The organism is Kribbella sp. CA-294648 (assembly GCF_050943845.1).
In the GTDB taxonomy this organism is placed as follows: Bacteria; Actinomycetota; Actinomycetes; order Propionibacteriales; family Kribbellaceae; genus Kribbella.
On the sequence record NZ_CP191981.1, the window covers coordinates 5,953,454 to 5,978,128 of the forward strand.

At 68.4% G+C, this 24,675-nt stretch carries 17 protein-coding genes; 7 read left to right on the forward strand and 10 right to left on the reverse strand.

The window, feature by feature from the left end; translation table 11 throughout:
* Nucleotides 1–75: 75 nt before the first annotated feature.
* The gene (locus ACQPYM_RS28115; RefSeq protein ID WP_433006157.1) at nucleotides 76–906 is read left to right on the forward strand and encodes an aldo/keto reductase; all 831 of its coding nucleotides are present in this window, start codon (nucleotides 76–78) and stop codon (nucleotides 904–906) included.
* On the opposite strand, the gene ACQPYM_RS28120 is transcribed toward ACQPYM_RS28115, so the two are convergent.
* The 5 genes from ACQPYM_RS28120 to ACQPYM_RS28140 form a co-directional block, all read right to left on the reverse strand.
* On the reverse strand, nucleotides 903–2,000 hold the full coding sequence (locus ACQPYM_RS28120) for a methyltransferase domain-containing protein (RefSeq protein ID WP_433006160.1): 1,098 nt from the start codon (nucleotides 1,998–2,000) through the stop codon (nucleotides 903–905). The two genes, ACQPYM_RS28115 and ACQPYM_RS28120, sit on opposite strands and share 4 nt — an antisense overlap.
* A 67-nt stretch (nucleotides 2,001–2,067) precedes the next feature.
* The gene (locus ACQPYM_RS28125) at nucleotides 2,068–3,735 is read right to left on the reverse strand and encodes a LuxR C-terminal-related transcriptional regulator (RefSeq protein WP_433006163.1); all 1,668 of its coding nucleotides are present in this window, start codon (nucleotides 3,733–3,735) and stop codon (nucleotides 2,068–2,070) included.
* 485 nt (nucleotides 3,736–4,220) lie between these two features.
* The gene (locus tag ACQPYM_RS28130) at nucleotides 4,221–7,115 is read right to left on the reverse strand and encodes a vitamin B12-dependent ribonucleotide reductase (RefSeq protein ID WP_433006166.1); all 2,895 of its coding nucleotides are present in this window, start codon (nucleotides 7,113–7,115) and stop codon (nucleotides 4,221–4,223) included.
* A gap of 134 nt (nucleotides 7,116–7,249) precedes the next feature.
* Nucleotides 7,250–7,729 (reverse strand): transcriptional regulator NrdR, encoded by a 480-nt coding sequence (nrdR, locus tag ACQPYM_RS28135; protein WP_164600238.1) that lies wholly within the window; start codon nucleotides 7,727–7,729, stop codon nucleotides 7,250–7,252.
* 340 nt (nucleotides 7,730–8,069) lie between these two features.
* On the reverse strand, nucleotides 8,070–9,902 hold the full coding sequence (locus ACQPYM_RS28140) for a glycerophosphodiester phosphodiesterase (RefSeq protein WP_433006170.1): 1,833 nt from the start codon (nucleotides 9,900–9,902) through the stop codon (nucleotides 8,070–8,072).
* Nucleotides 9,903–10,001: 99 nt separating this feature from the next.
* On the opposite strand from ACQPYM_RS28140, the gene ACQPYM_RS28145 reads away from it, so the two are divergent.
* Together ACQPYM_RS28145 and ACQPYM_RS28150 are read left to right on the forward strand one after the other, a co-directional pair.
* A complete protein-coding gene (locus ACQPYM_RS28145; RefSeq protein ID WP_433006173.1) occupies nucleotides 10,002–10,952 on the forward strand; it encodes a nucleoside hydrolase in 951 nt (316 codons plus the stop codon).
* An 81-nt stretch (nucleotides 10,953–11,033) separates the two neighbouring features.
* Entirely contained in the window at nucleotides 11,034–12,404 is a 1,371-nt protein-coding gene (locus ACQPYM_RS28150) for a Gfo/Idh/MocA family protein (RefSeq protein ID WP_433006176.1), read from the forward strand.
* A gap of 81 nt (nucleotides 12,405–12,485) precedes the next feature.
* On the opposite strand, the gene ACQPYM_RS28155 is transcribed toward ACQPYM_RS28150, so the two are convergent.
* A complete protein-coding gene (locus tag ACQPYM_RS28155; protein ID WP_433006179.1) occupies nucleotides 12,486–13,046 on the reverse strand; it encodes a LysM peptidoglycan-binding domain-containing protein in 561 nt (186 codons plus the stop codon).
* A gap of 402 nt (nucleotides 13,047–13,448) precedes the next feature.
* On the opposite strand from ACQPYM_RS28155, the gene lexA reads away from it, so the two are divergent.
* From lexA to ACQPYM_RS28175, 4 genes are all read left to right on the forward strand, one after another.
* Nucleotides 13,449–14,234, forward strand: coding sequence for a transcriptional repressor LexA (gene lexA / locus ACQPYM_RS28160; RefSeq protein ID WP_433006182.1), 786 nt, complete (start codon nucleotides 13,449–13,451; stop codon nucleotides 14,232–14,234).
* A 48-nt stretch (nucleotides 14,235–14,282) separates the two neighbouring features.
* Nucleotides 14,283–14,795 (forward strand): glutathione peroxidase, encoded by a 513-nt coding sequence (locus tag ACQPYM_RS28165; RefSeq protein ID WP_433006185.1) that lies wholly within the window; start codon nucleotides 14,283–14,285, stop codon nucleotides 14,793–14,795.
* A gap of 783 nt (nucleotides 14,796–15,578) precedes the next feature.
* Nucleotides 15,579–16,148, forward strand: coding sequence for a hypothetical protein (locus tag ACQPYM_RS28170; RefSeq protein ID WP_433006188.1), 570 nt, complete (start codon nucleotides 15,579–15,581; stop codon nucleotides 16,146–16,148).
* A 201-nt stretch (nucleotides 16,149–16,349) separates the two neighbouring features.
* Complete coding sequence (locus tag ACQPYM_RS28175; RefSeq protein ID WP_433006191.1) at nucleotides 16,350–18,608, forward strand: Vgb family protein; 2,259 nt, start codon at nucleotides 16,350–16,352, stop codon at nucleotides 18,606–18,608.
* A 71-nt stretch (nucleotides 18,609–18,679) separates the two neighbouring features.
* Here ACQPYM_RS28175 and ACQPYM_RS28180 read toward each other — a convergent pair whose 3' ends face one another.
* The 4 genes from ACQPYM_RS28180 to secD all read right to left on the reverse strand — a co-directional run bounded on the left by ACQPYM_RS28180 (nucleotide 18,680) and on the right by secD (nucleotide 24,648).
* Nucleotides 18,680–19,237: a dihydrofolate reductase family protein gene (locus ACQPYM_RS28180; RefSeq protein ID WP_433006194.1), complete on the reverse strand. Its 558-nt coding sequence runs from the start codon at nucleotides 19,235–19,237 to the stop codon at nucleotides 18,680–18,682.
* A 65-nt stretch (nucleotides 19,238–19,302) separates the two neighbouring features.
* The gene (gene ligD, locus ACQPYM_RS28185; RefSeq protein ID WP_433006197.1) at nucleotides 19,303–20,274 is read right to left on the reverse strand and encodes a non-homologous end-joining DNA ligase; all 972 of its coding nucleotides are present in this window, start codon (nucleotides 20,272–20,274) and stop codon (nucleotides 19,303–19,305) included.
* Entirely contained in the window at nucleotides 20,274–22,250 is a 1,977-nt protein-coding gene (locus ACQPYM_RS28190; RefSeq protein WP_433023405.1) for an ATP-dependent DNA helicase, read from the reverse strand. Before ACQPYM_RS28190 ends, ligD begins: the two co-directional genes overlap by 1 nt.
* Before the next feature lie 97 nt (nucleotides 22,251–22,347).
* Nucleotides 22,348–24,648: a protein translocase subunit SecD gene (secD, locus tag ACQPYM_RS28195; protein ID WP_433006200.1), complete on the reverse strand. Its 2,301-nt coding sequence runs from the start codon at nucleotides 24,646–24,648 to the stop codon at nucleotides 22,348–22,350.
* Nucleotides 24,649–24,675 lie beyond the last annotated feature (27 nt).

The window sequence follows — 24,675 nt, forward strand, 5'->3', positions numbered from 1 at the left end:
CAAGCCTGGGGAAAGGGGTTGCCGCCCGCGGGATACGGTGGCGGGGAAGCTGCCGGCGTGCTGTTTGGAGGATCGATGATCACCGTTCCCACCGTCACTTTGAGCAACGGGGCCGCCATGCCGCGAGTCGGGCTCGGGACCTCTCCGATGGGCGATGACGACGCCGAGCGCGCCGTAGTACAGGCTCTCGAGGTCGGGTACCGTCTGGTCGACACGGCGGAGAACTACCGCAACGAGGTCGGCGTCGGACGGGCGTTGCGGGCGTCCGGGCTCCCACGGGACGAACTCTTCGTCACCTCGAAGTTCAACAAGCGGTGGCACAGCGTCGAGGGCGCGCGAACCGCGTTCGAGGCGAGCGCGGAGAAGCTGGGACTCGAGTACCTCGACCTGCTGCTGATCCACTGGCCCAACCCCGACCAGGACCGGTACGTCGACGCCTGGCGCGGGCTGATCGAGCTCCGCGAGGCAAGCCTGGTCCGTGCGATCGGCACCTCCAACTTCAAGCCGGCCCATCTCCAGCGGCTGATCGACGAGACCGGTGTCGCCCCCGAGGTGAACCAGGTCCAGCTGAGCCCGGTGTGGACCAAGCGGGCCGAGCGCGAGTTCCACAAAGCCCACAACATCGTCACCGAGGCCTGGAGCCCCCTCGGCAAGGGCACTGACCTGCTGGACCACCCGACTGTCGCAGCAGTGGCCAACACTCACGACAAGACGCCGGGTCAAGTCGTACTGCGGTGGGAGGTCCAGCAGGACGTAGTACCGATCCCCAAGTCGTCCAAGCGTGAGCGGCTGGAGCAGAACCTCGCGGTGTTCGACTTCGAGCTCACGGCCGATGAGCTGGCTGCCCTGGACGCACTGGACGGCACCGGCAAGGCTCCTGCCGACTCAGACAGGTTCGGTCACTAGGAGCCTTTGGTGGCGATGTAGTAGGCGTTGAAAGCGTCTGCCTCGACGTGAGCGACCTCTACTGAGGTGAAGCCGGCTTCGGCAAGCATCTGCTCTGCCTTCTGCTGCCCCCAGACCGTGCCGAGGCCGTCGCCGCCCAGTGAGAGGGACACCGTCATGCAGTGCATGGTGGAGACGCCGTAGAGGAACGTGGCCATCGGGTGGTCGAGGTTGTCCTCCAGGTTGCTCGATGCCTGGATGTCGACCATCAGGAAGACCCCGCCGGGCCGCAGGGAAGCAGCGATGCCCGCAAGCACCTGTGCCGGGTGAGCCTGGTCGTGGATGCTGTCGAACGCAGTGACCAGGTCGAACCGCTCCTGCTCCCCCAGCTCGGCAACATCCCGTACTACGAACTCCGCATTGCCCAGGCCGAGTCTTGCCGCCTCCTCGCGCCCAGCGGCGACGCCCTCCTCGGAGAAGTCGTAGCCGACGCAGCGGCTCCGGGGATACGCCTGGGCGATCAGGTTGATGGCGTGCCCGCTGCCGCAGCCGACATCGGCGACGTCGATCCCGCTCGCCAGCCGCTCAGGCAACCCCGGCGCCAACGGCAGGATGTGCTCGATCAGGGCAGCATCGAAGACGGCACCGCTGTCCTCCGCCATCAGCCGGTGGAACTCCTTGTACTCCGAGTACGGAACGCCACCGCCGTTGCGGAAGCAGTCGACAAGGTGGGACTCGACTCCCGCGAGCAGCGGGACGATCTGGGTGGCCGCGGCGAGGTTGTCGGGCCCAGCGGCGCGGGTCAGCGAGGCGGCGTGCTCCGGTGGTAGCCGGTACGTACGGTCGGCGGCGTCGTACTCGACAACACCTGCAGTGGTCATCGCGCCGAGCCATTCGCGGACGTAGCGCTCCTGGAGGTTCGCAGCGCCGGCTATCTCGTGACTCGTTGCGGGTGGCAACTGCGACAGCGTCTCGTACAGGCCTACCTGGTGGCCGATGCTGATCAGCAGCGCCAGCGTGGCGCTGTTGAGTACTCCGACCATCTGCTCGCCGAAAGCCTCGGCACGGGCCTGGTCGAACGCCTGGTCGGACGCGGGGGTGAGTGTGTCGGTCATCGTGACTCCTTCAGCCGGTTGCTCTGAGCATCGATCGGCGGCCGGCCCGGAGCATCGGTGAACTCACCTATTTCTGCTCGTGCAGCGCGAAGGCAGCGGCCTCGGTGCGGTTCCGGAGGCCCAGCTTCGACAGCAGGCTGGCCACGTGGTGCTCTACGGTCCGGCGACTGATGTAGAGGCGCTCGGCGATCTCAGGGTTCGGCAGGCCCTCTGCCAGCAGCCGGAGCACGTCCTCCTCGCGCTTGGTCAGTACGCCGACTCCTCGCGGCCCAACCCGAGCCGCAGCCGCACCGGCCGAGCGCAACCACCCGGCGGCCGCGTCGGCATCACCCGCCGCGCCCAGATCCTCGAACACCGCCAATGCCCGACGTGCCTCAGCAACAGCCAACTCAGGCCGCCCAGCGGGCACGGGGTGCTCGGTGTGCTCGGTGTGCTCGGCGGGCACGGCGTGCTCGGCGGCGGCCAGTGCGGTCGCCAGAGCCATCCGGGTGCGGGCCAGCTCAAGCGGCATCTCCAGCTGGCTGAACCTGACCTGCGCAGAGGTCAGCAAGTCGACAGCGCCAGTCGCGCGTCCCAGCAAGCGCTCCGCCCGCGCAGTAACAAGCACGCTGTCCGTCCTCGCCCCAAGCTCACCCAGGCGCCGACCCTCAGCCGCTGCCCCGGCAACATCCCCCAGCGCCAAGCAGGCTTCCCCCGCGACCTCACGAAGACGAGCCTCCTCCAGCCCGGTCGCACTGCTGAGCTGACGCCGGACATAGGACAAAGCCATCCCGTACTCCTCAGCAGCCAGATAAGCGACCGCAAGCACAGGCCTCACGACGAGGTGATCCTCAAACCCCTCCAGCAAGCGCTGCGCTTCACCCACCCGCCCCTGAGCCAGCCGGAGATCAGCAAGGTAGGCAGCAGCCTGAGCCCGTACTGCGGGCAGCGACTCCCGCGCCAACTCCGCAGCGGCAGCCAACTCCACCTCGGCCCGCGTCCAGTCACCGGTCGACACCAGTACTGCGCCGTACGACGCCCGGCAGACCGCGTTGAGGTAGGGACAGCCGTAGCGCGCGATGAAGTCGTCCAGCGAGCGGGTCCAGTGGACGACGCGACTGAAGTCGGCACCGCGGACACAGCACTGCATCAGCACGCAACTGGTGAAGACGACCGTGTCCAGACTCGATCCCTCGCCACCCAGCGCACCGGTCAGCGCCTCGTCGAGCAGCGCAGTACCGGCTTCGACCTGGCCGAGATCGATCAGCACCGAGCCCCGCATGCTGAGAGCGCAGAGCTCGAGGTCGTGATCGCCTTCCTCCAGGGCGATCTGGTGGGCCTTCTCCGCAGCGAGCGCGGCCTGCTCCAGGTCCTCCTCGGTGTCAGCTCCGGCGAGGAGTGCCCAGGCGGTGAGCACAGGCACGCCCAGCGGCTCCGCCAGCCGAACCGCTCGCCTAGCCCACCCCCGCGCAACCACGCGGTTCCCGGCATTGGCTACGTTGAGCAGGCTGAGCGCGACGGCAAGCCCGACGGCCTCGGCCGGGTCCGTGCGGGTGAAGAGCCCGTAGGCGCGCTCCCAACAAGAGAAGGCCTTCCGGACATCCCCAAGCCACCAGTACGCCGTACCCAGGCCGGAAAGGCTCTCGGCGGTCGCATCCCTCTCGACCAGCTCGCCGAAAGCCTCCCGTGCCTTGACCCACTCCCCGCCGGCCAACGCGGCTTCGCCCGCCGCCAGCAGAGAAGCAACCTCCACCACACTCCGACGGTACTCCCAGGTCAGGTGGTGAAGGAGCGGGTGACAACCGAGTACGACTCGACGCCGTTCTTCTGTGACCAGAGCCGGATGCGGACCAGCGTGCCGTCCGCGACAGAGAAGTTGCAGAACGACCAGCCCTGGTAGTCGGCGACCGTGGTGTCGTCGAAGCACTCGTGGGCGTCGTACCAGAAGCCGACCTGGCTCTGGTAGAGCTGAATGGCCGCTCCGGCGCTGCGGCCGTCGGCCTGGTCATCGTGAAAGCCGAGCCATTCGCCGTCCGTGCAGTAGATCGCGCCGCTGAGCAGAGCTTAAGCAGCCCCAACCGCCGAACGACCACGATTCCCGTGGCCAGAACCGGAACCTGTCCGGTACTTGCCAACAGCAAGCAGACGCACTGCGGCCCCCGGGGCAATGGGAAGTTCCCGGGGGCCGTGGTGCTATCAACCAGGGTCAGCCGCAGCGGAGGAGCTGCCGCCAACTAGAGGTCAGCTGCAACCTGAGGTGCTGCCGCAGCCTTCGCAGACGTAGCAGGAGCCGGAGGGGCGCATCTTGGTGCCGCAGGTGAAGCAGAGGGGGGCGTCGACCGAGGTGCCGGTGATGAGTTCGAACATCTCGGCGGTGGTGCGGACCTCGGAGCTGACCGGCTTGGCTGCCGCGGCTTCGGCCGGAGCCGCTTCCTCGGGCTCGGCCTTGTCGGTGATCGGCTCGACGGACTTCAGCGACTCCGCCTCCGACACCTCGACCGGGGCCGGCTCGTAGGAACCGGTGTCGAGCTGACGGGAGCGCTCCTCGGCGGAGTAGATGCCCAGGGCGGCGCGCTCGTCGAAGGACAGGTGGTCCAGCGCCAAGCGGCGGAAGATGTAGTCCATGATCGACTGCGCCATCCGGACGTCCGGGTCGTCGGTCAGACCGGCCGGCTCGAACTTCAGGTTGGTGAACTTCTGGACGTAGGTCTCCAGCGGCACACCGTGCTGCAGCGCGATCGAGATCGCGATCGAGAAGGCGTCCATCACGCCGGCCAGGGTCGAGCCCTGCTTGCCCATCTTGAGGAAGACCTCACCCAGACCGTCGTCGGGGTAGGAGCCTGCCGTCATGTAACCCTCCGCGCCACCGACGCTGAACGAGGTGGTGCGGGACGGGCGGGACTTCGGCAGCCGCTTGCGGGTCGGCCGGTACTCGATGATCTTCTCGACCACCTTCTCGGCCGCGGCCTCGGTCGACTCCGAGGCCTTCTTGGCCTTCGAGTCCGACAGCGGCTGGCCGACCTTGCAGTTGTCGCGGTAGACGGCCAGCGCCTTCAGGCCGAGCTTCCAGCCCTGGAAGTAGACGTCGGCGATCTCCTCGACCGTCGCGGTCTCGGGCAGGTTGACCGTCTTGGAGATCGCGCCGGACAGGAACGGCTGGGCCGCCGCCATCATCCGGACGTGGCCCATCGGCTTGATCGCGCGCTCGCCCATCGCGGTGTCGAAGATCGAGTAGTGCTCGGTCTTCAGGCCCGGTGCGTCGACGACGTGACCGTGCTCGGCGATGTACTCGACGATCGCCTCGATCGTCTCCTCGGTGTAGCCGTACTGACGCAGCGCCCGCGGCACCGTCTGGTTGACGATCTGCATCGAGCCGCCGCCGACCAGCTTCTTGAACTTGACCAGCGAGAAGTCCGGCTCGATCCCGGTCGTGTCGCAGTCCATCATGAAGCCGATCGTGCCGGTCGGGGCCAGCACCGAGGCCTGCGCGTTGCGCCAGCCGTTCTTGGCGCCGATCTTCAGCACGCCCTCCCAGGCGGCCGTCGCGTGCTTCTGCACGTCGGCGTCGATCTCGTGCACGGTCCGGATCGCGTCGTTGGCCGCGGCGTGCTTGCGCATCACCCGGGTGTGCGCGTCCTTGTTCCGCTCGAACCCGTCGTACGGGCCGACGATGCCGGCCAGCTCGGCCGAGCGCTTGTACGACGTACCGGTCATCAGCGAGGTGATAGCGCCCGCCAGTGCGCGACCACCGTCGGAGTCGTAGGCGTGCCCGGTCGCCATCAGCAGCGCGCCGAGGTTCGCGTACCCGATACCCAACTGCCGGTACGCGCGGGTGGTCTCGCCGATCGCCTCGGTCGGGAAGTCGGCGAAGCAGATCGAGATGTCCATCGCGGTGATGATCAGCTCGACCGCCTTGACGAAGTTGACCGAGTCGAAGGTGTCGTCGTCGGTGAGGAACTTCATCAGGTTCAGCGAGGCCAGGTTGCAGGACGAGTTGTCCAGGTGCATGTACTCCGAGCACGGGTTGGACGCGGTGATCCGGCCCGTCTCCGGGGTGGTGTGCCAGTCGTTGATCGTGTCGTCGTACTGGATGCCCGGGTCGGCGCAGGCCCAGGCGGCGTGGCTGATCTTGTCGAACAGCTCGCGGGCGTCGACGGTCTCGATGATCGAGTTGTCGATCCGGGCCCGCAGGCCGAACTCGCCGCGCTCCTCGACCGCGCGCATGAACTCGTCGGTGACCCGGACCGAGTTGTTGGCGTTCTGGTACTGCACCGAGGTGATGTCGCGGCCGCCGAGGTCCATGTCGTAGCCGGCGTCGCGGAGGACGCGGATCTTGTCCTCCTCGCGCATCTTGGTCTCGACGAACTCCTCGATGTCGGGGTGGTCGACGTCCAGCACGACCATCTTGGCCGCGCGGCGGGTGGCGCCACCGGACTTGATGGTGCCCGCGGACGCGTCCGCGCCGCGCATGAAGCTGACCGGGCCGGACGCGGTGCCGCCGGAGGACTGCAGCAGCTCCTTGGAGGAACGGATCCGGGACAGGTTCAGGCCGGCGCCGGAGCCGCCCTTGAAGATCAGGCCCTCTTCCTTGTACCAGTTCAGGATCGAGTCCATCGAGTCGTCGACGGCGAGGATGAAGCAGGCCGACACCTGCTGCGGGGACGTGGTCCCGACGTTGAACCAGACCGGCGAGTTGAAGCTGAAGTACTGGTGCAGCAGCATCCAGGTGAGCTCGTGCTCGAACACCTCGGCGTCGGCCGGGGTGGCGAAGTACCCGTGCTCCTCGCCGGCCTTGCGGTAGGTCTTCACGACCCGGTCGAGCAGCTGCTTGAGGCTCCACTCCCGGTTGTCGTGGCCGACGGCACCGCGGAAGTACTTGGTGGTGACGATCGTCGAGGCGTTCACGCTCCAGTAGTCGGGGAACTCGACTCCGCGCTGCTCGAAGACGGTCTCACCCGTCTTCCAGTTCTGCTGCACGACGTCGCGGCGCTCCCACGTCACCTCGTCGTAGGGGTGAACACCCTCGGTCGTGAAGATGCGCTCGATGGTGAGTCCCGCGGGCGCGTTCTTGCGCCCCCGGAACCCGGCCGCCGACCTCTTGGTCGACCCCGAGTGGCCGGTCACCGTCTCTGTCATGATTGCTCCTCGCCCTGATGAAATCGCGCCCTGTGAGATGCGCCCTGTGTCACTGCCACGGTCTGTCGGGACCGCCCCGTTGACTGCTGCTCCTGCGGTAACGCCTGGTCCTGCCTGTCCTGCGGTTCCCCGATTTATGTCTTGACGGACGGCTCGGTGCCCTCGGGCTCCTTCTCGGCCCTGAGCAACGCGATCTCCGTCTCGAAGTCGTCGGCCGACTCGAACTGCCGGTAGACACTCGCGAAGCGCAGGTACGCGACCTCGTCGAGCTCCCGCAGCGGTCCGAGGATCGCCAGGCCGACCTCGTGGGCCGGCACCTCCGGCGAGCCGCTGCCCTTCAGCGCGTCCTCGACCTGCTGACCCAGCCGGGCCAGGGCGTCCACGCCGACCGGCCGGCCCTTGCAGGCCTTGCCGACTCCGTTGATGACCTTCTCCCGGCTGAACGGCTCGGTGGCGCCGGAGCGCTTCACGACCGTGAGCTGCATCTGCTCGACGGTGGTGAACCGCTTCTCGCAGACCGGGCACTGCCGGCGGCGGCGGATCGCTCCGCCGTCCTCGGCGACCCGGCTGTCGACCACCCGGGAGTCCACGTGCCGGCAATACGGACAGTGCACGACGAATCACTCCTCCCGTGAGGCGCCGAACGCGGCGCTTGTGGATCAGCCTGGGGACAACTTGTGTATGACCTGTGAGTAACTGACCACTACCTGTGGAAAATTACACCCGTGTAACCACTACATCTAGGGATGCTACGTCCCTGCTCCGACAGTTTGCAAGAACGTCCGGATCTCGCGCGCGTCTCCTTGTTCCAACACCCGCACGGGCCCGTGTAGTCCCGCGTGGCGCCGTCGCGAACCCCGTTCCGAGGAGCAAAATGCGACCGGCCGGACCCCCGGGTGACCTACCCTGGAGCCCGGCCGGCGGGGTGTAGTCACCGCCTCCCGAGGAGTGCGATCAGCGCGTCGCGAGGAGTTGTGACTCGGTCACGATCAGCTGTCGCCGTACTGCGCTCAGCCCCGCGGCGGGCGTCGCGGCGTACGTGGCCAGTACGCCGTACTGGCGTCGGCCGAGCAGTCCGGTCATGGTGGCGACCGCATGCTGGGACGCGCCGGAGGTCAGGATGAGATGGGCAAGTCCGGTCGGTGTCGCGACGATCTCGAAACCGGACACCGCCACCGGCGTGTCGCCGGCCAGCACCTTGATCTCGTGCGGACCGGCGGCCAACGTGCTCGCATCCACGACCGCGCCATTGGCCACCGGCCGGCCGTCGAGAGTGATCGACTCCCCCGCGGTGGCCGCGATCGTGAGCTGCTGAGCCCGATCGAGTTTCGCCCCGGCCGCCGGGGACAGAATGCGCGGCTTGGCGCGCTGCAGGAAAGCCGCGTTCCAGCCGGCCAGTTCGGCGGGACGGTTCGTGATGATTCCGTCCACTCCAGCCTTCTCGAGCGCGTCCCAGCGGGTCGCGTCGTCGACTGTCCACACGTTCACGGCGACTCCGGCCGCGTGCAGCTCGCGGACCGCGGCCGGACGAGCTGCCAGGGCGGCATCCGACGGGTTGTACGCCGACAGGCCGAGGTCCTTGGCGATCGCGACCGGATCGGGGTCGAGCGTGCTGCGCAGCAGGCCGAGCGGCAGTTCCGGCGCCTGCTCGTGCATCCAGCGCAGATGCTGTGGCTCGAAACTCTGCACAAAGACCCTGCTACTCATCCCCCGGCTCCGGATCTCGCTGACGATCCGTGCGACCGAGTCCTCGGTGTGCACTCCCTTGGTCTCGAGCAGCAGGTTGCCGCCGCGCGTCTTCAACCCGTCCAACTGAGAGGCCAGCGTCGGAACCCGCTGCCCTTCGAAAGCGGGAGCGAACCACGACCCCGCATCCAGCGCGGCCACCTGTGCGGCAGTCAACGAGCGAACAGCGCCGGTCCCATCGGTGGTCCGATCCACCGTGGTGTCGTGCAGGATCACCGGTACGCCGTCCTTCGTCGGCTGGACGTCGTTCTCGATCCACTCGGCCCGGGCGCGCCGCGCGACCTCGTCCGAGGCGGCCGTGTTCTCCGGCGCGGCCGACGAGGCGCCGCGATGCGCCCAGACCCGCAGCGGCTCACCGGGCTTGCGGATGAACGACTCCCGCGCCAACGGGGTCACCTTGAGATCGTCGAAGGACACGGTCGCGCCATTGACGACCAGCGCCTGTACTCCGCCCGGCGTGCGGCTCACCATGCTGGTTCGCAGGGACTCGCGGCCATCGACATACCAGGTGGCCCTGGTACCGCGGACCTCGACGGCGAGGGAAACGTCCTTGCCGACACCGACGAGCAGTGGAGCGGCGGCCGTGTCGGTGACCTTCCAGGTGTTCGCGATGGTCCGCTGCGCGAACTCGAGCCCGTTCGTCGCCGTCGAGCCGCTGCGGAGGGTCGCGATCGACCAGGGAACCGTGCCGGCCGGCGCGAGGTCGAGGCCGAAGGCGACCCAGCGGGCCGCGTTGAGGGCCGAGTCGAACCGGAGGCGGCTCTCGATCCGGTAGTCGGTCAACGGGCTGCCGAACGTGATCCGGCTCAGCTGGCTCGTGCTCGCCGACGTACCGACGAGGCGGCCGCTCTGCACCTTCCAGGTGCCGTCGACCGCGTTCCAGCCGGTCGGCAGGCCGGGGCCGTCGAAGGTTTCGTTCACGGTCGGGGCGTCGGCGACGGCTGCCGACGGCTCGGCCTGGGCTGCGGGTGTGGTGAGCAAGGCAGTGATCGCGACCAGCGCTGTGAGCACTGCGCCAGGGCGGTGTCGAGTGAGCTTCATGGACACCGAACGTAGGAAAGTAACGCGAACTTCGCCAGAGCCGGTGATGAATTGACCGCCAACACTGGACGACCGCAGCGATGGGCGAGGATGGCAGACATGAAACCGGTCATCCTCGACGTCGACACCGGCCTGGACGACGCCTGCGCCCTTCTCCTCGCCGCCCGGCACCCCGACCTCGACCTCAAGGCAGTCACCTGCGTCGGCGGCAACGTCGGGCTGGACGAGGTCGTCGTCAACACGCTGACGGTGCTCGACGCGGCCGGCCGCCCGGACATCCCGGTCGGCCGGGGCGCCGCACTCCCCTTGCTGCAGCCCGTCCGCGCGGCGCCTCATGTCCACGGCATCGACGGCCTCGGCGACATCGACTGGCCGAAATCCACCCGTACTGCGGACGCCCGGCACGCGGTCGAACTGCTGCGTGACGCGCTGCTCGAGGCGGCCCGGACCGGCGAGCTCATCACGTTGATCCCGTTGGCGCCGATGACCAACATCGCGTTGCTGCTCCGGACCTACCCGGAAGCGGCCGCGGGTCTGCGCGAGATCGTCTTCATGGGTGGCGCGGTCGGGATCGGCAATGCGACAGCGTCGGCGGAGTTCAACATCTGGACCGACCCGGAAGCCGCCGCGATCACGCTCAACGCGGCCAGTGAGCTCGGCGTACGGGTGACCATGTACGGGCTGGATGTGTTCTACGACGTGATGATTCCGCTGGCCGAGGCGAAGGCGCTCAGTGGATCCGAGTCGGCCGAGCTGGCCCGGCGGCTGATCGAGAAGCGCAGCGTGCTCTACGGATCGGACGGCGCGAGCATCGGCGACGGTGGCGCGGTCTGCGCGGTGATCGATCCGGAGGGGCTCACCACCCAGCCGTTCCCGGTGCGGGTGGAGTTGTCGGGCAGTTGGTCGCGGGGGCGCACGCTCGTCGACACGCGTGACTGGTCGGGCGATCTGAGCAGCGACCCGTACGGCGCGGCGCCGTCCGTAGTACAGGTGGCGACAGCGGTGGACGGCCGGCGGTACGCCGACTTGTGGCTGGCGACGGTGCGGTAGCCCACTGGCCGGCCGCGGTCACCCGTGGCTGGCCGCGGGTGCGTCCGGAATCGGTCACCGGGTTGTTCGGACAAAGCGGGCGTGGTTGCATGGCAAACGTTTGCCGCGACCTACGAGGAGTCCGTCTTGTCCACAGTTGCCCAGGAACGTCGCCGCTACGCCGTGGTCGGACTCGGAGCCCGCGCCCAGACCTTCGTGAACGCCCTGGCCGGTCCGTACGCCGATCGCGCCGAACTGGTCGGCTTCTGCGACGTGAACCAGACCCGGATGGCGGTGCACAACCGCTGGCTGGCCGAGAGGTTCGGCGCGGCCGCGGTCCCGCAGTACGACGCCGCCGACTTCGCCCGGATGCTGACCGAGCAGCGGGTGGACGCCGTCGTGGTGACCTCGATGGACCGGACCCACGACGACTACCTCGTGACGGCGCTCGAGGCCGGGCTGGACGTGATCACCGAGAAGCCGATGACGATCGACTCGGAGCGGTGCCGGCGGATTCTCGCGGCGGCGGAGAAATCGGCCGGGTCGGTGCGGGTGGCGTTCAACTATCGCTACAACCCCGTGCACGCGAAGGTCCGTGAGGTGCTCGCGTCGGGCGCGATCGGGGACATCGGGTCGGTGCATTTCGAGTGGCTGCTCGACGTCCGGCACGGCGCGGACTATTTCCGCCGCTGGCATCGCGACAAGGCGAACGCCGGCGGCTTGATGGTGCACAAGGCGACCCACCATTTCGACCTGGTCAACTGGTGGATCGATGCCGAGCCGGTGACGGTGTTCGCGGACGGGAAGCTGTTCTTCTACGGCGAGGTGAACGGGAAGAAGCGAGGGCTGGCGCGGGACTACGAGCGGGCCGATTCCTCGGCCGCGGCGGCGGACGACCCTTTTGCGATCAAACTGGCCGCGACTCCGCAATTGCGGGAGCTGTATCTGGAGGCCGAGCACGAGGACGGCTATCACCGCGACCAGAACGTCTTCGCGCCGGGAATCACGATCGAGGACGACATGGCGGTGCTGGTCAGGTATTCGAGTGGGGCCTCGCTGAGCTATCACCTGACCGCGTACTCGCCGTGGGAGGGCTACCGGATCGGTTTCAACGGGAGCGCGGGGCGGCTGGAACTTCTGGTCCGGGAGAACACCTACGCGACTCCGCCGGAGGACCAACAGCACGCGACGGCGGTGCAGCACGGTGATGCGAAGCCGGGTGAGACCGAGGCGCTGCTGACCTTGCACCCGCTGTGGGAGCCGCCGCAGACACTGCTGCACGGCGAACTCGGTCAAGGCCACGGCGGTGGAGACGCACGCCTGCTCGAGTCACTGTTCGGCGATCCGGCCGAAGACCCGCTCGGCCGCGGCGCGGACCACCAGGACGGCGCCCGCTCGCTACTGATCGGCCTGGCAGCCAATCAGTCCTTCGAAACCGGCCAGGTAGTACAGGTCAACTCCCTGCTCAGCTGACCGCCTCGGGCGGGCCGGACGTCACCGCCCGGACACTGCGGAAAAGGTCGACTGGCGTCCGTACTCCGGTGCGTCGGCCGGTCAGCGGACGGGGATCTGGAGGGTTTGGCCGGGAATGACGTCGGCGGCGTTGCGGAGGTTGTTGAGGTCGGCGATCTTCTCGACCACGACGGTCGGGTCCTCGGTCGGGTTCGTCTCCTGGGCGATGGACCACAGCGTCTGACCGGCGCCGACCTGCACCTGGATGGTGTGGTCGAACGTGGGCTGCGGGTCCAGGACGCCGGCGACCCGCAGGCCGAGGACCGCGATGGCAGCGCCGAAGACCAGGACCGACACAGTGGTCAGCAGCATCTTGCCGCGACGGGTCAACCGGAGGGCCGGGGGCTCGATGTCGGTCGACCAGGCGGCCCGGGCACGACTGGCCGCCGAGCCGGGCCGCTCCGCAAGACGCGCCTGGATGTGCCGGTCCAGCGCCTCGCGGCCCAGCACCTCGCCGGAGCAGGCACGGACCGGGAGAGGTTCGGTGGTCGCGCCGGGGATCCGGCGGCGCCGACGCGTCTCGCCGGGTGACGGCGCCACCTCGGTCGCGGGCGTCACCACGCCTGATGTCAGGGCTCCTGACGTCAGTGCCGCTGTGCTCATCGGATCCTCCAGACCTCGTTCGTTCCAGTCGTTCGGGTGCCTCGTTCGGTGTCGATCCCCTGTCTATCGCCCGCCGCCGACAGTTTTCGGCGAGCCGGCCGTAGACCGCTGCGGGAACCGCTCCGGGACCGTTCCGGGCGACCGGTCCGAACACCTGTTCGATCGAACGCCTGTACGAATGATTAACCGAGCGACCCCCGGTACGCAACCATTTCCAACCAGGACACGCCGGAGAAATTCCCACCCCGCTCGGCCCTATAACCCGACACGCGAACAAACGTGCGAACCGACACGCCTTCGAACAGATGTTTGAAGAATCTCAGGATTCGGTCTACGGTCTTCTCAGTCGACAAAGCCTGGCCGGTGCCCGACCGCCCGGCCTGACCCGAGGAGTTGCCACCGATGGCCAAGCCGCCGAGCGGTTCCAGCAAGGACGATCGCCGTACCGCGGGGCCGGCCACCAAAGGCTCCGCCAAGACCGTGTCCGAGCTGCCCGACGGCCCTGCCGACGCCACCGGCCTGACGCCGCGTCAGCGCCGGGTGCTGGACGTCATCCGCGACTCCGTCGACAGCCGCGGCTACCCGCCGTCGATGCGCGAGATCGGCGAGAAGGTCGGCCTGACCAGCTCCTCGTCGGTGTCCCACCAGCTGAAGGTGCTCGAGCAGAAGGGCCTGCTCCGCCGCGACCCGAACCGGCCGCGCGCGATCGAGGTCCGCTATCCGGCCGAGGTCGCCGACGCGGCCCGCCCCGGCTCGGTCGGCTCGGTCCGGCAGACGTCGTACGACGAGACCGGGGCCGGCGACGCGCACCCGGCCGCGGTGTACGTGCCGGTGGTCGGCCAGATCGCCGCCGGTAACCCGATCCTGGCCGAGCAGGACATCGAGGACGTCTTCCCGTTGCCCAAGGCAATGGTTGGCGAGGGCACCTTGTTCATGCTGAAGGTCAAGGGTGAGTCGATGATCGAGGCGGCCATCTGCGACGGCGACTGGGTGGTCGTGCGCCAGGAGCAGACCGCGGAGAACGGTGACATCGTCGCTGCCATGATCGACGGCGAGGCGACCGTGAAGAGGTTCAAGAAGACCTCGACCGAGATCCTGCTGCTGCCGCACAACCCCGCCTTCGAGCCGATCGACGGCAAGGACGCGGTCATTCTCGGAAAGGTCGTAACAGTTCTGCGGCGTGTCTGACATCTCAGACGGCGCGCGGAGTCGCGCGGGACATGTCAGGATTGAGATATGACGACTGTCTATGACTTCAGCGCCACCCGGATCGAAGGCAATGAACAGTCTCTTGCCGACTTCCGCGACCAGGTGCTCCTGGTGGTGAACACGGCTTCCCAGTGCAGCCAGACGCCGCAGTACACCGGACTCCAGAAGCTCTACAAGACCTACCGTAAACAAGGCTTCTCGGTGCTCGGTTTTCCCTGCGACCAGTTCGGCCACCAGGAGCCCGGCGACGAGAACGAGATCGCGAACTTCTGTTCGACGATCTACCACGTCACGTTCCCGATGTTCGCAAAGATCGACGTGAACGGTTCCAAGACGCTTCCGCTGTACAACTGGCTGAAGCGCGAGCAGGGCGGCCTGCTCGGGGGCCGGATCAAGTGGAACTTCACCAAGTTCCTGGTGGGCCGCGACGGGAGCGTGATCGCGCGCTACGCGCCGACAGCGACACCGGAGAAACTGGCGGACAAGATCGAGGCGGCGCTCGCGGTACCGGCCCCCAGCCGGCGCGAATCAGCCGACTGATCCACCCCGCGGTAACTGGCATCGATTCCGGGCCACGCCTGGAATCGATGCCGTTCTTGTGCCTGCAACACTGAGGCAGCCCACGTCGCAGTGCAACCAAGAAACAGTCACCTCCCGCTACTTCGTCCCGTGCTCCACAGGCGCGTGCTCCACAGCGCGTGCTCCACAGGCGCGTGCTCGGCAGGCGCGTGCTCGGCAGGCGCGTGCTCGGCAGGCGCGTGCTCGGCGCCGGGCCGAAGGCCGGCCGAGCCGCGGCTTCCTGACTTCCGACCATCTCAGGGGTCAACCCCCGAAGTACTGGGTTGCCACCCCAGAATCTCAGGGGGCAACCCACACACTCAGGGGTCAACCCCCGAAACGCCGACGCGAAAGCCGGGCTGGCCTGCGGCTCTGAGCGCCCGATTCCGAAAGCTCCCACACGCAGAGGCGGCGCTCGGCCGCAATGCCGGACCCGCACAATTCGCCCGCCGACCGCCGACCGGGGACCGGGGACGGGGACCGGGGACCGGGGACCGGGGACCATAATCGCCCGGATCGGTAGCACGATCCTCCCCGGACCCGGGTGAGAAACTCCCCGAACCGATTCGTGGCCGCCCGAACCCGCCTGTCCTCGCGCTGACGACGCTCGGCGCGGCTCCTGTGTCGCCGGGCTCCGTGAAGGACGCAGGGACTTTGACGGCATACTCGGTTCGCAGGCCGGCTGCGCCGCTGGGGCGTTCGACGTGTCCCACGGGCCTCGGCACGAGGAAGAACGGCGCACCAGCAAGACTGGAGGGTGGTGCGATGGCAACTCTCCCGCCGGTCCCCGCGCCGCCGTTTCCGGTGTATCGACTCGGCGCGGGCTTTGGCGGTGAGCGAGTCGTCGACGGGTGGAACCGTCTCGGGGACGGCGTGACTGGCCCTTTGTGGTTCGTTGCGCTCGGGCATATCAGCAGTTCCGGGCAGTTCGCGGTGGTGGTCACCGACGGGAAGCTCAGCGACCACGCCCCGGACGATGCGCCGTCGCGGCAGGCGACCGCGCTCGGTGATGTCGCGATCTCGGTGCTGCTTGGTCTGATCTCCACTGCCGACGCATCAGCAACTCCGTCCGGCCCGCTACCGTCGCCGGCCGAGGTCAACACGCTGGCTAATGCGCTTGGTGAGGCGCCTTGGGTGTCTGCCGTCCTGGATCTCGATGGTCACCCGAGACCGTTCTGGATCTACCGGGTGGGCGAGCACGTTGCCGGGTGCGCGGACGTCGGCGCCATGGCCGTCGGGTTCTACGGCAAGCGGGCCGACCTACTCATCTCGACCGCAGGTCTGGTCCCCGTGAACAAGATGCTTCAGGGGTACGCCCTGCCTGAACACGGCTGACCGGCCTGGGAGGGATTACGGTCAGGTCCGTTGATGGTTCCCGAGATCTGGACGTTACGGTCATGGCCGTTATACGGTCTGGTATCCGTCGCAGGGAGATCCGCCATGATTCCGCGCCGTCGTCTTCTTCAGCATGCCTTGACGTTTTCACCTTCCGCTCGCCGCCGACGGCTCTGGCCGGGGTTGCTGGCGGTGCTGGTCATGTTCGGTGCGAGTGTCGTGCCGATCTCCGCGCAGGCCGCGCCGACCGCCCAGGCCGCGCAGGCCGCGCTCACGGCCGAGGTCATCCAGGACCTCGGGACACCGCTCACGTCGCTGACCGTGATGGAGGGCGCGTTCGGGCGTGAAGCCGACGGGCGCGCGGTCGTGTACGCCGTACCGGCCGGTGAGAACGCGCAGCTCAACATCGTCGACCTGAACACGCGGGAACGCCTTCGCACCATCCCGCTCGCCGGAGCAGCCGGGGCATGGGCCATCACCATCGCCACCGACGGCAGCGTGTACATCGGCACCTATCCGAACGCGCACCTCTACCGCTATCGCCCCGAGACGCAGACTGTCACCGATCTCGGAGCGCCGGTCGGTGGTGAGTCGTTCATGTTCGGGCTCACGGCCGGCAAGGACGGTTCCGTGTACGCCGGGACGTACCCGAACGCGCATGCGTTCAAGTACGACCCGGTCACCAACGAGTTCACCGACTACGGCTCGATGGACCCGGTGCAGCAGTACGTCCGGGCCGCCGCCTACGACCCCGATCGCAACGCGCTGTTCCTCGGGCTCGCGACGCCGGTGGGCAAGCTGATCAGAATCGACCTGGAGACCGGCGCCCGGGAGGACCTCACTCCCCCAGACCTGCATGCCAAGGACATCCAGGAGCTGGACTACGCGAACGGCCGGGTGTTCGCCAATGCCGCCGGGCGTCTGGTGGTGTTCGACGCGGCGACCGGCAAGCAGGTGACCTTCACCGACCGGACCACCGGTACCCCGATCACCGAGTACCCGATCGGCGCGCGGGGCGTCTCGCCGGCCGGGCCGGGGGGCGTGTACTTCACCTCCAACCTGAATCTCACCCGCTACGACCTGGAGAACGACACGGTCGGCCCCGTCGCATCAGGCGTCCGGGTCACCCGAGGCGGCGCGATGGGGTACGGGTGGATCGTCGAGGCCGGCCAGCCGATGCTCTACGGCCTGGGCGGCAACTACTCCGGCGGAACCTGGCGCTACCACCCAACCACCGGCGTATTGCAGCAGTGGTCGTCGCCGTTCCTGTACGTGCCCAGCCCGTTGATGCACACGATCGCTGACCCGGCCACCGGGAACATCCTGCTCAACGCCTTCCTCAACGGCACCACCGCCACCTACGACCCGGTCACCACCCGGACCATCGTCACGGCCCGGCAAGGACAGGTCGAGGGTTGGGCCTGGAAGGCCGCGAATCAGCTGTACGTCGGCGTCTACCCGTACGGCCGGCTACAGCTCTGGGACCCCCATGCCCCGGCGACCCCGACGAATCCACGGATTCTCTTCGACCTCGTGGACAGCCACCTGCAGAACCGGCCCGTCTCGGTCGTTCCCTCGGGAGATCGCGTCTACGTGGGCACCACGCCCGGGTACGGCGAGTACGGCGGCGCCTTCACCGTCTACACCATCTCCACCGACAAGTTCGTGGTGCACCGCAACCTCGTCGCCGACCAGACGATCGCGTCGATCCAGCCCGTCGGCTCGGCCGTGTGGGCCGGCTCCAGCATCGAGGGCGGGCAGGGCACCGAGCCGCGCGCGCCCGAGGCACACCTGGTCAAGGTCGACCCGGCGACCGGCACGGTGCTCAAGGACCTGGTCCCGGTGCCCGGCGCGGAGAGCATCACCGAGCTGAGTATCGGACCCGACGGCAAGCTGTGGGGACTGGCCGACGGCACGGTGTTCGTCGCCGACCCGACGACCGGTGAGGTCAGCCGCCGGATCGCCGTCTTCGACAGCGCGACCGGATCCGCCGACGGTGCGATGTCCTGGCGCGACGGCTACCTGTACGCCGTCAACGACGGCCGGCTGTTCGTCGTGGACAGCCTGGCGGGGACGAAGACCATCCTGCGCGACCGCGGGCTCCTCCGGCTCACCCAGGCGCCGACCGGCATCTACTACATGCTGCTCCGGCCGGACGGCGACACCAGCCACACCCACCTCGCCTCCTACACGCCACCAGTCGATCCCTGTCCCACGTCGGATCTGCGGGCGACCGTCTGGACCGGCAACATCGACAGCAAGGTGGCCAACCGCCATCTCCGCTACGGCTGCACGCTCATCGACGACCTGCCCGACGCCGAGGCGACCTGGCCCAGCCACAAGGCCTACGTCACCGCCGTCGGCGCCAAGGTCACCCAGCTGGTGCAGGCCGGCCTGATCACCCACTCGGAGGGCTACACCATCCTGCTCTCCGCCAACCGCTCCAACGTCGGCCGCTAGGGCACCAGCGACCCCGTGGGCACAGCCAATCCGCTAACCCCGGGAGCCAGCCGATCCGCTGACCCCGGGCGCTAGCGGATCGGGCGGTACCGGAGATTCACCTGCGCCGTGGGTGCGCCGTTGACCACTTCCAGGTTGACCGGCGCACCCCCGGGGTTGTCGAACAACCGGATCCCGTCCCCGAGCAGCACCGGCGCGACATGCAGCTCGATCTCGTCGAGCAGTCCCCGCTCGATCAGTTGCCGCCCGATCGAAGCCGAGAAGACCTCCAGATTCTTACCGGCAGCTGCCTCCAGACCGATCCGGACCGCCTCAGCCACGTCGCAGGTCAGGAAGGTCACCCCCTCGACCTCCACCGCGTCCTCAGGATGGTGGGTGAGCACGAAGACCGGCCCCTGCCACGCACCGCCGTAGATGCCACTCGGATCAGGATAGGCGTCCCACCCGTCCCGGCCGCCCAGTACCGCGCCGGTCGTCGAGGCGTACTCGTCGACCAGGCTGGAACGGTTCGCCCCGTTCATCCAGTCCATCGAGTGGTTCGGGCCGGCGACGAAGCCGTCCAGCGACATGGTGAAGTGCCACAGCACCTTGCCCGCGGCGGCCTGTGGTTCGGTGTCGAAAACCTGCATGGTGTTCCTCTCCTCATGACGTGACTACCGGTACGTCGGAGGCGCTGCCGGCAGCTCGACATGGGTCAGCGGATGACGGAGTCCGGGTCGATGTCCAGCCTGAGACCCCGCCAGACGGGATGGCGAAGGCGACCGTCCGCGGCCCAGCCCGAGTAGGTGACTTCCGCGACCAGGAGTGGGTCGAGCCAATGCGCCGCGCGGCGGTCGGCGTTCGGGATCGTGGCCGGGTTGAACGGCGGGGTGTCCACCTCGAGAGCCGCGAGCTCGGCACTCAGCATCTCCAGCATGGCGAAGTCGAGCCCCGAGCCGACTTTGCCGATCAGAACCAGTTCGCCGCCGGGCGAGTCGTAGGCACCGCAGTACAGGGAGCCGATCTTGCCCTCGCGGTTGCCTTCGCCGGGGTGCCAGCCGCAGAGGATCACGTCGCGGGTCAGGACCGGCTTGACCTTGACCCAGTCGGAGCTGCGTTTGCCCGGCAGGTACCGCGATTTGCGCCGCTTGGCGACGACGCCTTCCAGGCCGGTCGAAGCGGACAACTCCAGTGCCTCTTCACCGTCGGCGTACGCCGGTGGCACCTCCCAGAACGGGTCCTCGAGCTCGAGTGAGTCCAGCAGTGCCCGGCGGTCGTCGTAGGTTGCCTCCAGCAACGACCGGCCGGCGAACCGGAGTACGTCGAAGACCCGGACCGAGACGGGAACCTGCTTGATCAGCTGGGCCAGCTGCCGCGGATCGCGAACGTGCATCCGGCGTTGCAGCAACCCGAACGACGGCGCGCCCGACTCGTCCAGCGTGACGATCTCACCGTCCAGTACCGCGGGCAGCTCCAGCCCCGGCGCCGTCGCGAGCCCGAGCAACTCCGGGTACCCGCCGGAGACGTCACGGCTGTTGCGCGACCACAACCGGCAGCCGCTCGCGTCGACCTCCGCGATCACCCGGATGCCGTCCCACTTCATCTCGTACGACCAGCCCGGTCCGGACGGCATCTTGCCGAGCGCCGCCATCATCGGCAGCACCGGTGGACTGGTCGACGGACTCATCAGTCCTGGAGTCTCTTCAAGGCGCCGAGCACCTTCTCACGATCGGCGGTCGGCCACATCGGAGGCAAGGAGGCGCGCAGGTAACCGCCGTACCGGGCGGTGACGATGCGTGGATCGAGGATCGCGACCACGCCGCGATCGCTGGTCCGGCGGATCAGCCGGCCGGTCCCCTGAGCCAGCAGCAAGGCGGCATGTGTCGCGGCGACCGCCATGAACCCGTTGCCCCCGGCCTCGTCCACGGCCCGCTGCCGGGCAGCCATCAACGGCTCGTCAGGACGCGGGAACGGCACCCGGTCGATGATCACCAGGTTGCAGGTCGACCCCGGTACGTCGATGCCCTGCCACAGCGACAGCGTGCCGAACAGCGAGGTCTCCGGATCGTCGACGAACTCCCGGGACAACTCACCCAGCTGCGCATCGCCCTGGCAGAGGACCTTGAGATCAGTCGCCTCCCGGACGGCCGCCGTCGCCGCCTCGGCCGCGCGCCGGGAGGAGAACAACCCGAGCGTCCGGCCGCCCGCGGCCGTGATCAGGTCGATGATCTCGTCGAACTGCTTCTTGCCGAGCCCGTCGCGATGCGGTGGCGGCAGGTGTTTCGCGACGTACAGGATGCCCTGTTTCTCGTACTCGAACGGTGAGCCGACATCGAGCCCGCGCCACGGCAGCGGGGCAGTCTCCGAGTCGGTGTCCACCGACGGCATCTCGTCGCCGGGCTCCAGCTTGTCGGCGGGCCGGAGCCCGACCTGCCGGGCGATCGCGTCGAAGTCGCCACCCAGGGTGAGCGTCGCCGAGGTCAGGATGACGGTGCGGTCCTTCAGCACCAGCTCACGCAGCAGCCCGGCGACGGTCAGCGGCGCGATCCGCAGCTCGCGGCCGAACCGGTCCCGGTCGACCAGCCAGACCACGTCCAGGTCGCTCAGCGCGGCGACCCGCTCAGCGACGTCGAAGATCTCCTTGACCGCGCCCTTGGACTGCCGTTTCGCGCCGTCGGGGTCGTCGTCCTTGTCGTCGGACTTCTTGTTCAGCTCCGAGTACGCGCTGCGCGCCGCGTCGCGGACCAGCGCGGCGGCCTCCAGGACCACCCCGTTCGACGCTTCGATCCGGCCTTCGCGCGTCTCGTCGAGGGCGGCCCGCAACGCGTCCGAGGCGTCGATCAGGTCGTCGGCCTTGTCGTCGTCGATGAACCGGCGGGCCCGCTTGGCGGCCCGCTCGACCATCTGCGGTGACAGCTCGTCCCCGGCCGCGCCGGTCACCCGGGCCGGCAGCTCGTGCGCCTCGTCCACGATCACCACGTCGTGCTCGGGCAGGACGGTGCGGTTCTCGAACGCGTCGATCGACAGCAGCGCGTGGTTGGTGATCACGATGTCGGCCTTGCGCGCCTGCTCCTTGGCCTTCTCGGCGAAACACTCCTCGCCGTACGGGCACTTCTGCGCGCCGAGGCACTCCCGCGCGGAGATCGCGACCTGCTGCCAGGCCTGGTACTGATGGGAGGGCGCGTGGTCGCGGTCGCCGGCCTCGCCGTCGAGCAGCTGCTGCTCGGCCCAGTCGCGCAGCTCGAGCACCTGCTGGCCGACCGGGCCGGCCGGTGGCATGTCGATCAGCATGCCGTCGTCGTCGGGCGCGCCTTCACGGATGCGGTGCAGGCAGGCGTAGTTGTTGCGGCCCTTCTGGATCGCGTACGACGGGCGGCGCGGCAGCAGCTTCTCGGTGGCGTCGAGCAACGCCGGCACATCCCGGTCGACCAGCTGCGACTGCAACGTCAGGGTCGCCGTCGAGACGACCACCCGGCGCTCCTCCACCGCATGGATCAGGGCCGGCACCAGGTAGCCGAGCGACTTGCCGGTACCGGTGCCCGCCTGCACCAGGAGGTGCGATCCGTCGTGCATGGATCCGTTCACCGCTTCGGCCATCTCGACCTGGCCCGGACGCGTCTGACCACCGATTCCGGAGACCGCGGCCTCCAGGAGTTCCCGCACTTCGACACCCACCGCATCACCCTAGCCGCAGGGCCGGACAATCTCCGAAGCACAGCCCGCGTGCCTGTGGACAACCGCCCACAGGCACGCGGAAGGGTCAGACGACGGCGCCGCGGTCCGGCTCGGCGTCGCGGTCGCGCTGCTTCACCTTGGGCCGCGGCGGCGGTGCCGGGAAGCGGCGCTCCAGCTCGACCAGCAGGGGTGCTGCCGTCAGGTTCGACGAGTAGGTGCCGACCAGGATGCCGAGCAGCAGCGCCAGCGCGAAGTCACCGAGCGACTCGCCACCGAGGAACAGCAGCGCGGTCAGGATGAACAACGTGCTGATACCGGTGTTGATGGTTCGCGGCAGCACGTTGATGATCGCCGTGTCGACGACCGGGCCGAACACCTCGGTCGAGCGCGCGTTGCGGGTCTCCCGGATCCGGTCGAAGACGACCACCGAGTCGTTGACGGTGTAACCGATGATGGTCAGCATCGCGGCCAGGAAGATGCCGTCGATCGGCTTGCCGGTCCAGGCGAAGACACCGACCACGACCGCGACGTTCTGCAGCAGGGCCAGCACCGCGCCCGCGCCGAACGTCCATCGGAACCGGGCGGCCAGATAGAGCAGCTGGGCCAGCAGCGCGATCCCGAGCGCGATCAGCGCCTTGTCCCGCAGCTCGCTGCCCAGCGACGGGCCGATGCTCTCGTTGCGGATCAGCTCGGTGCCACCGCCGACCTTGGAGATCGCCGCGCGGATCTTCTCGGTCTCGTCGTCGGTGATCGTGCCGGTCCGGACGGTGATGTCGTCCTTGCCGGACGACTGGACCACCGCGTTCGGGTAACCGGCGTCGGCCACCGCGGCGCGGGCCTGGTCCGGGGTGATCTGCTGGGCCGTGCTCACCTCGAGCAACCGGCCGCCGGTGAACTCGATCCCGAGGTTCAGCCCGTTGACGACGACGCCCGCCATGCTGACCACGACCGCGGCGACGGTGACGAGCAGCCAGCGACGGCTGTGCTTCATCAACGGCGGCTTCTTCGCCTCCAGCCAGGTCCGGACCCGGCCGTGGCCGGCGATACCGCTGATCCCCGGCCGGTTCAGCACGAACTTGCGGGAGACGACGAACTCGGCCAGCACCCGGGTGATGACGAGGGCGGACAGCATCGAGGCGATCACACCGATGCTCAGCGTGACGCCGAAGCCGCGGACCGGGCCGGCAGCCAGGAAGAACAGCAGGCCGGCCGCGAGCAGCGTGGTGATGTTGGAGTCGGCGATGGCGGACAACGCGTTGCTGAAGCCGCTGCGCAGCGATCGCCGCAGGCCGTCGGTCCGGCCGCCGATGTAGTCCTCTCTGGCTCGCTCGAAGACCAGGACGTTCGCATCGACCGCCATACCGATCGCCAGCACGAAGCCGGCCAGACCGGGCAGGGTCAGGGTGGCACCCATCACGGTCAGCGCGGCGTACGACAGACCGGCGTACGAGATCAGGCCGAAGACGGCCATCAGGCCGACCAGCCGGTAGACGATGATGATGAACAGCGCGGTCAGCGCGACGCCGATCAGGCCGGCCATCGCGCTGGCCCGGATCGCGTCCTTGCCCAGCGACGGGCCGACGACGCGCTGGTCGATGACCTGGACCGGGACCGGCAGCGAGCCGCCCTCGATCAGCGCGGCCAGGTCCTTGGCCTCCTCCTCGGTGAAGGAGCCGGTGATCGTGCTCTGGCCGCCGACGATGCCGATGTTGCAGAGCTGGTTGCCGCCGTTCGGGTCGACCTGCGGCGCGCTGATCACCTCGCCGTCGAGCACGATCGCGACCTGCCGCGGTGGGGTGTTGATCGGCTGACAGGCGGCCTTGCCGGTGATGTCCGCCCAGATCTTGCCGCCGTCGTCCTTGAAGTCCATCTGCACGAACCAGCCCTGCGCCGCCTGGGCCGGGTCGATCAGCCCGTCGGCGCCGCTGATCTTCTCACCGGTCATCGCCGGCTTGGCCAGCCGCAGGAAGCCGGGGCCGTTGTCGTTGGGGAGGTAGAGCTCGCCTGCGGCCGGCTTGGCCGGCTTGGCCTCGACCAGGTCGAGCACCTGGTGGAAGGTCAGCTGGGCGGTCTTGCCGATCACCTTCGCCGCCTCGCGCGGGTCCTGCACGCCCGGCAGCTCGACGATGATCCGCTTCTCGCCCTGGCGGGTCAGGGTCGGTTCACTGACGCCGAGCGCGTCGACCCGGCGGCGCAGTACCTCCAGCGCCTTGTCGGTGGTCTCCTTGTCCGCCTTCACGTTCGGGGCGTCGCTCGCCTCCAGGACGATCTGGGTACCACCGCGCAGATCCAGCCCCAGTTCGGGCTTGGCCGTCAGGACGACGTACGACGACGCCGCGAGGACGAGGAACGCGAACAGCGCGCGGACCAGGGACGAGCGGGACACTTGAGCCTCCGGGGAGTGGGCACCCGT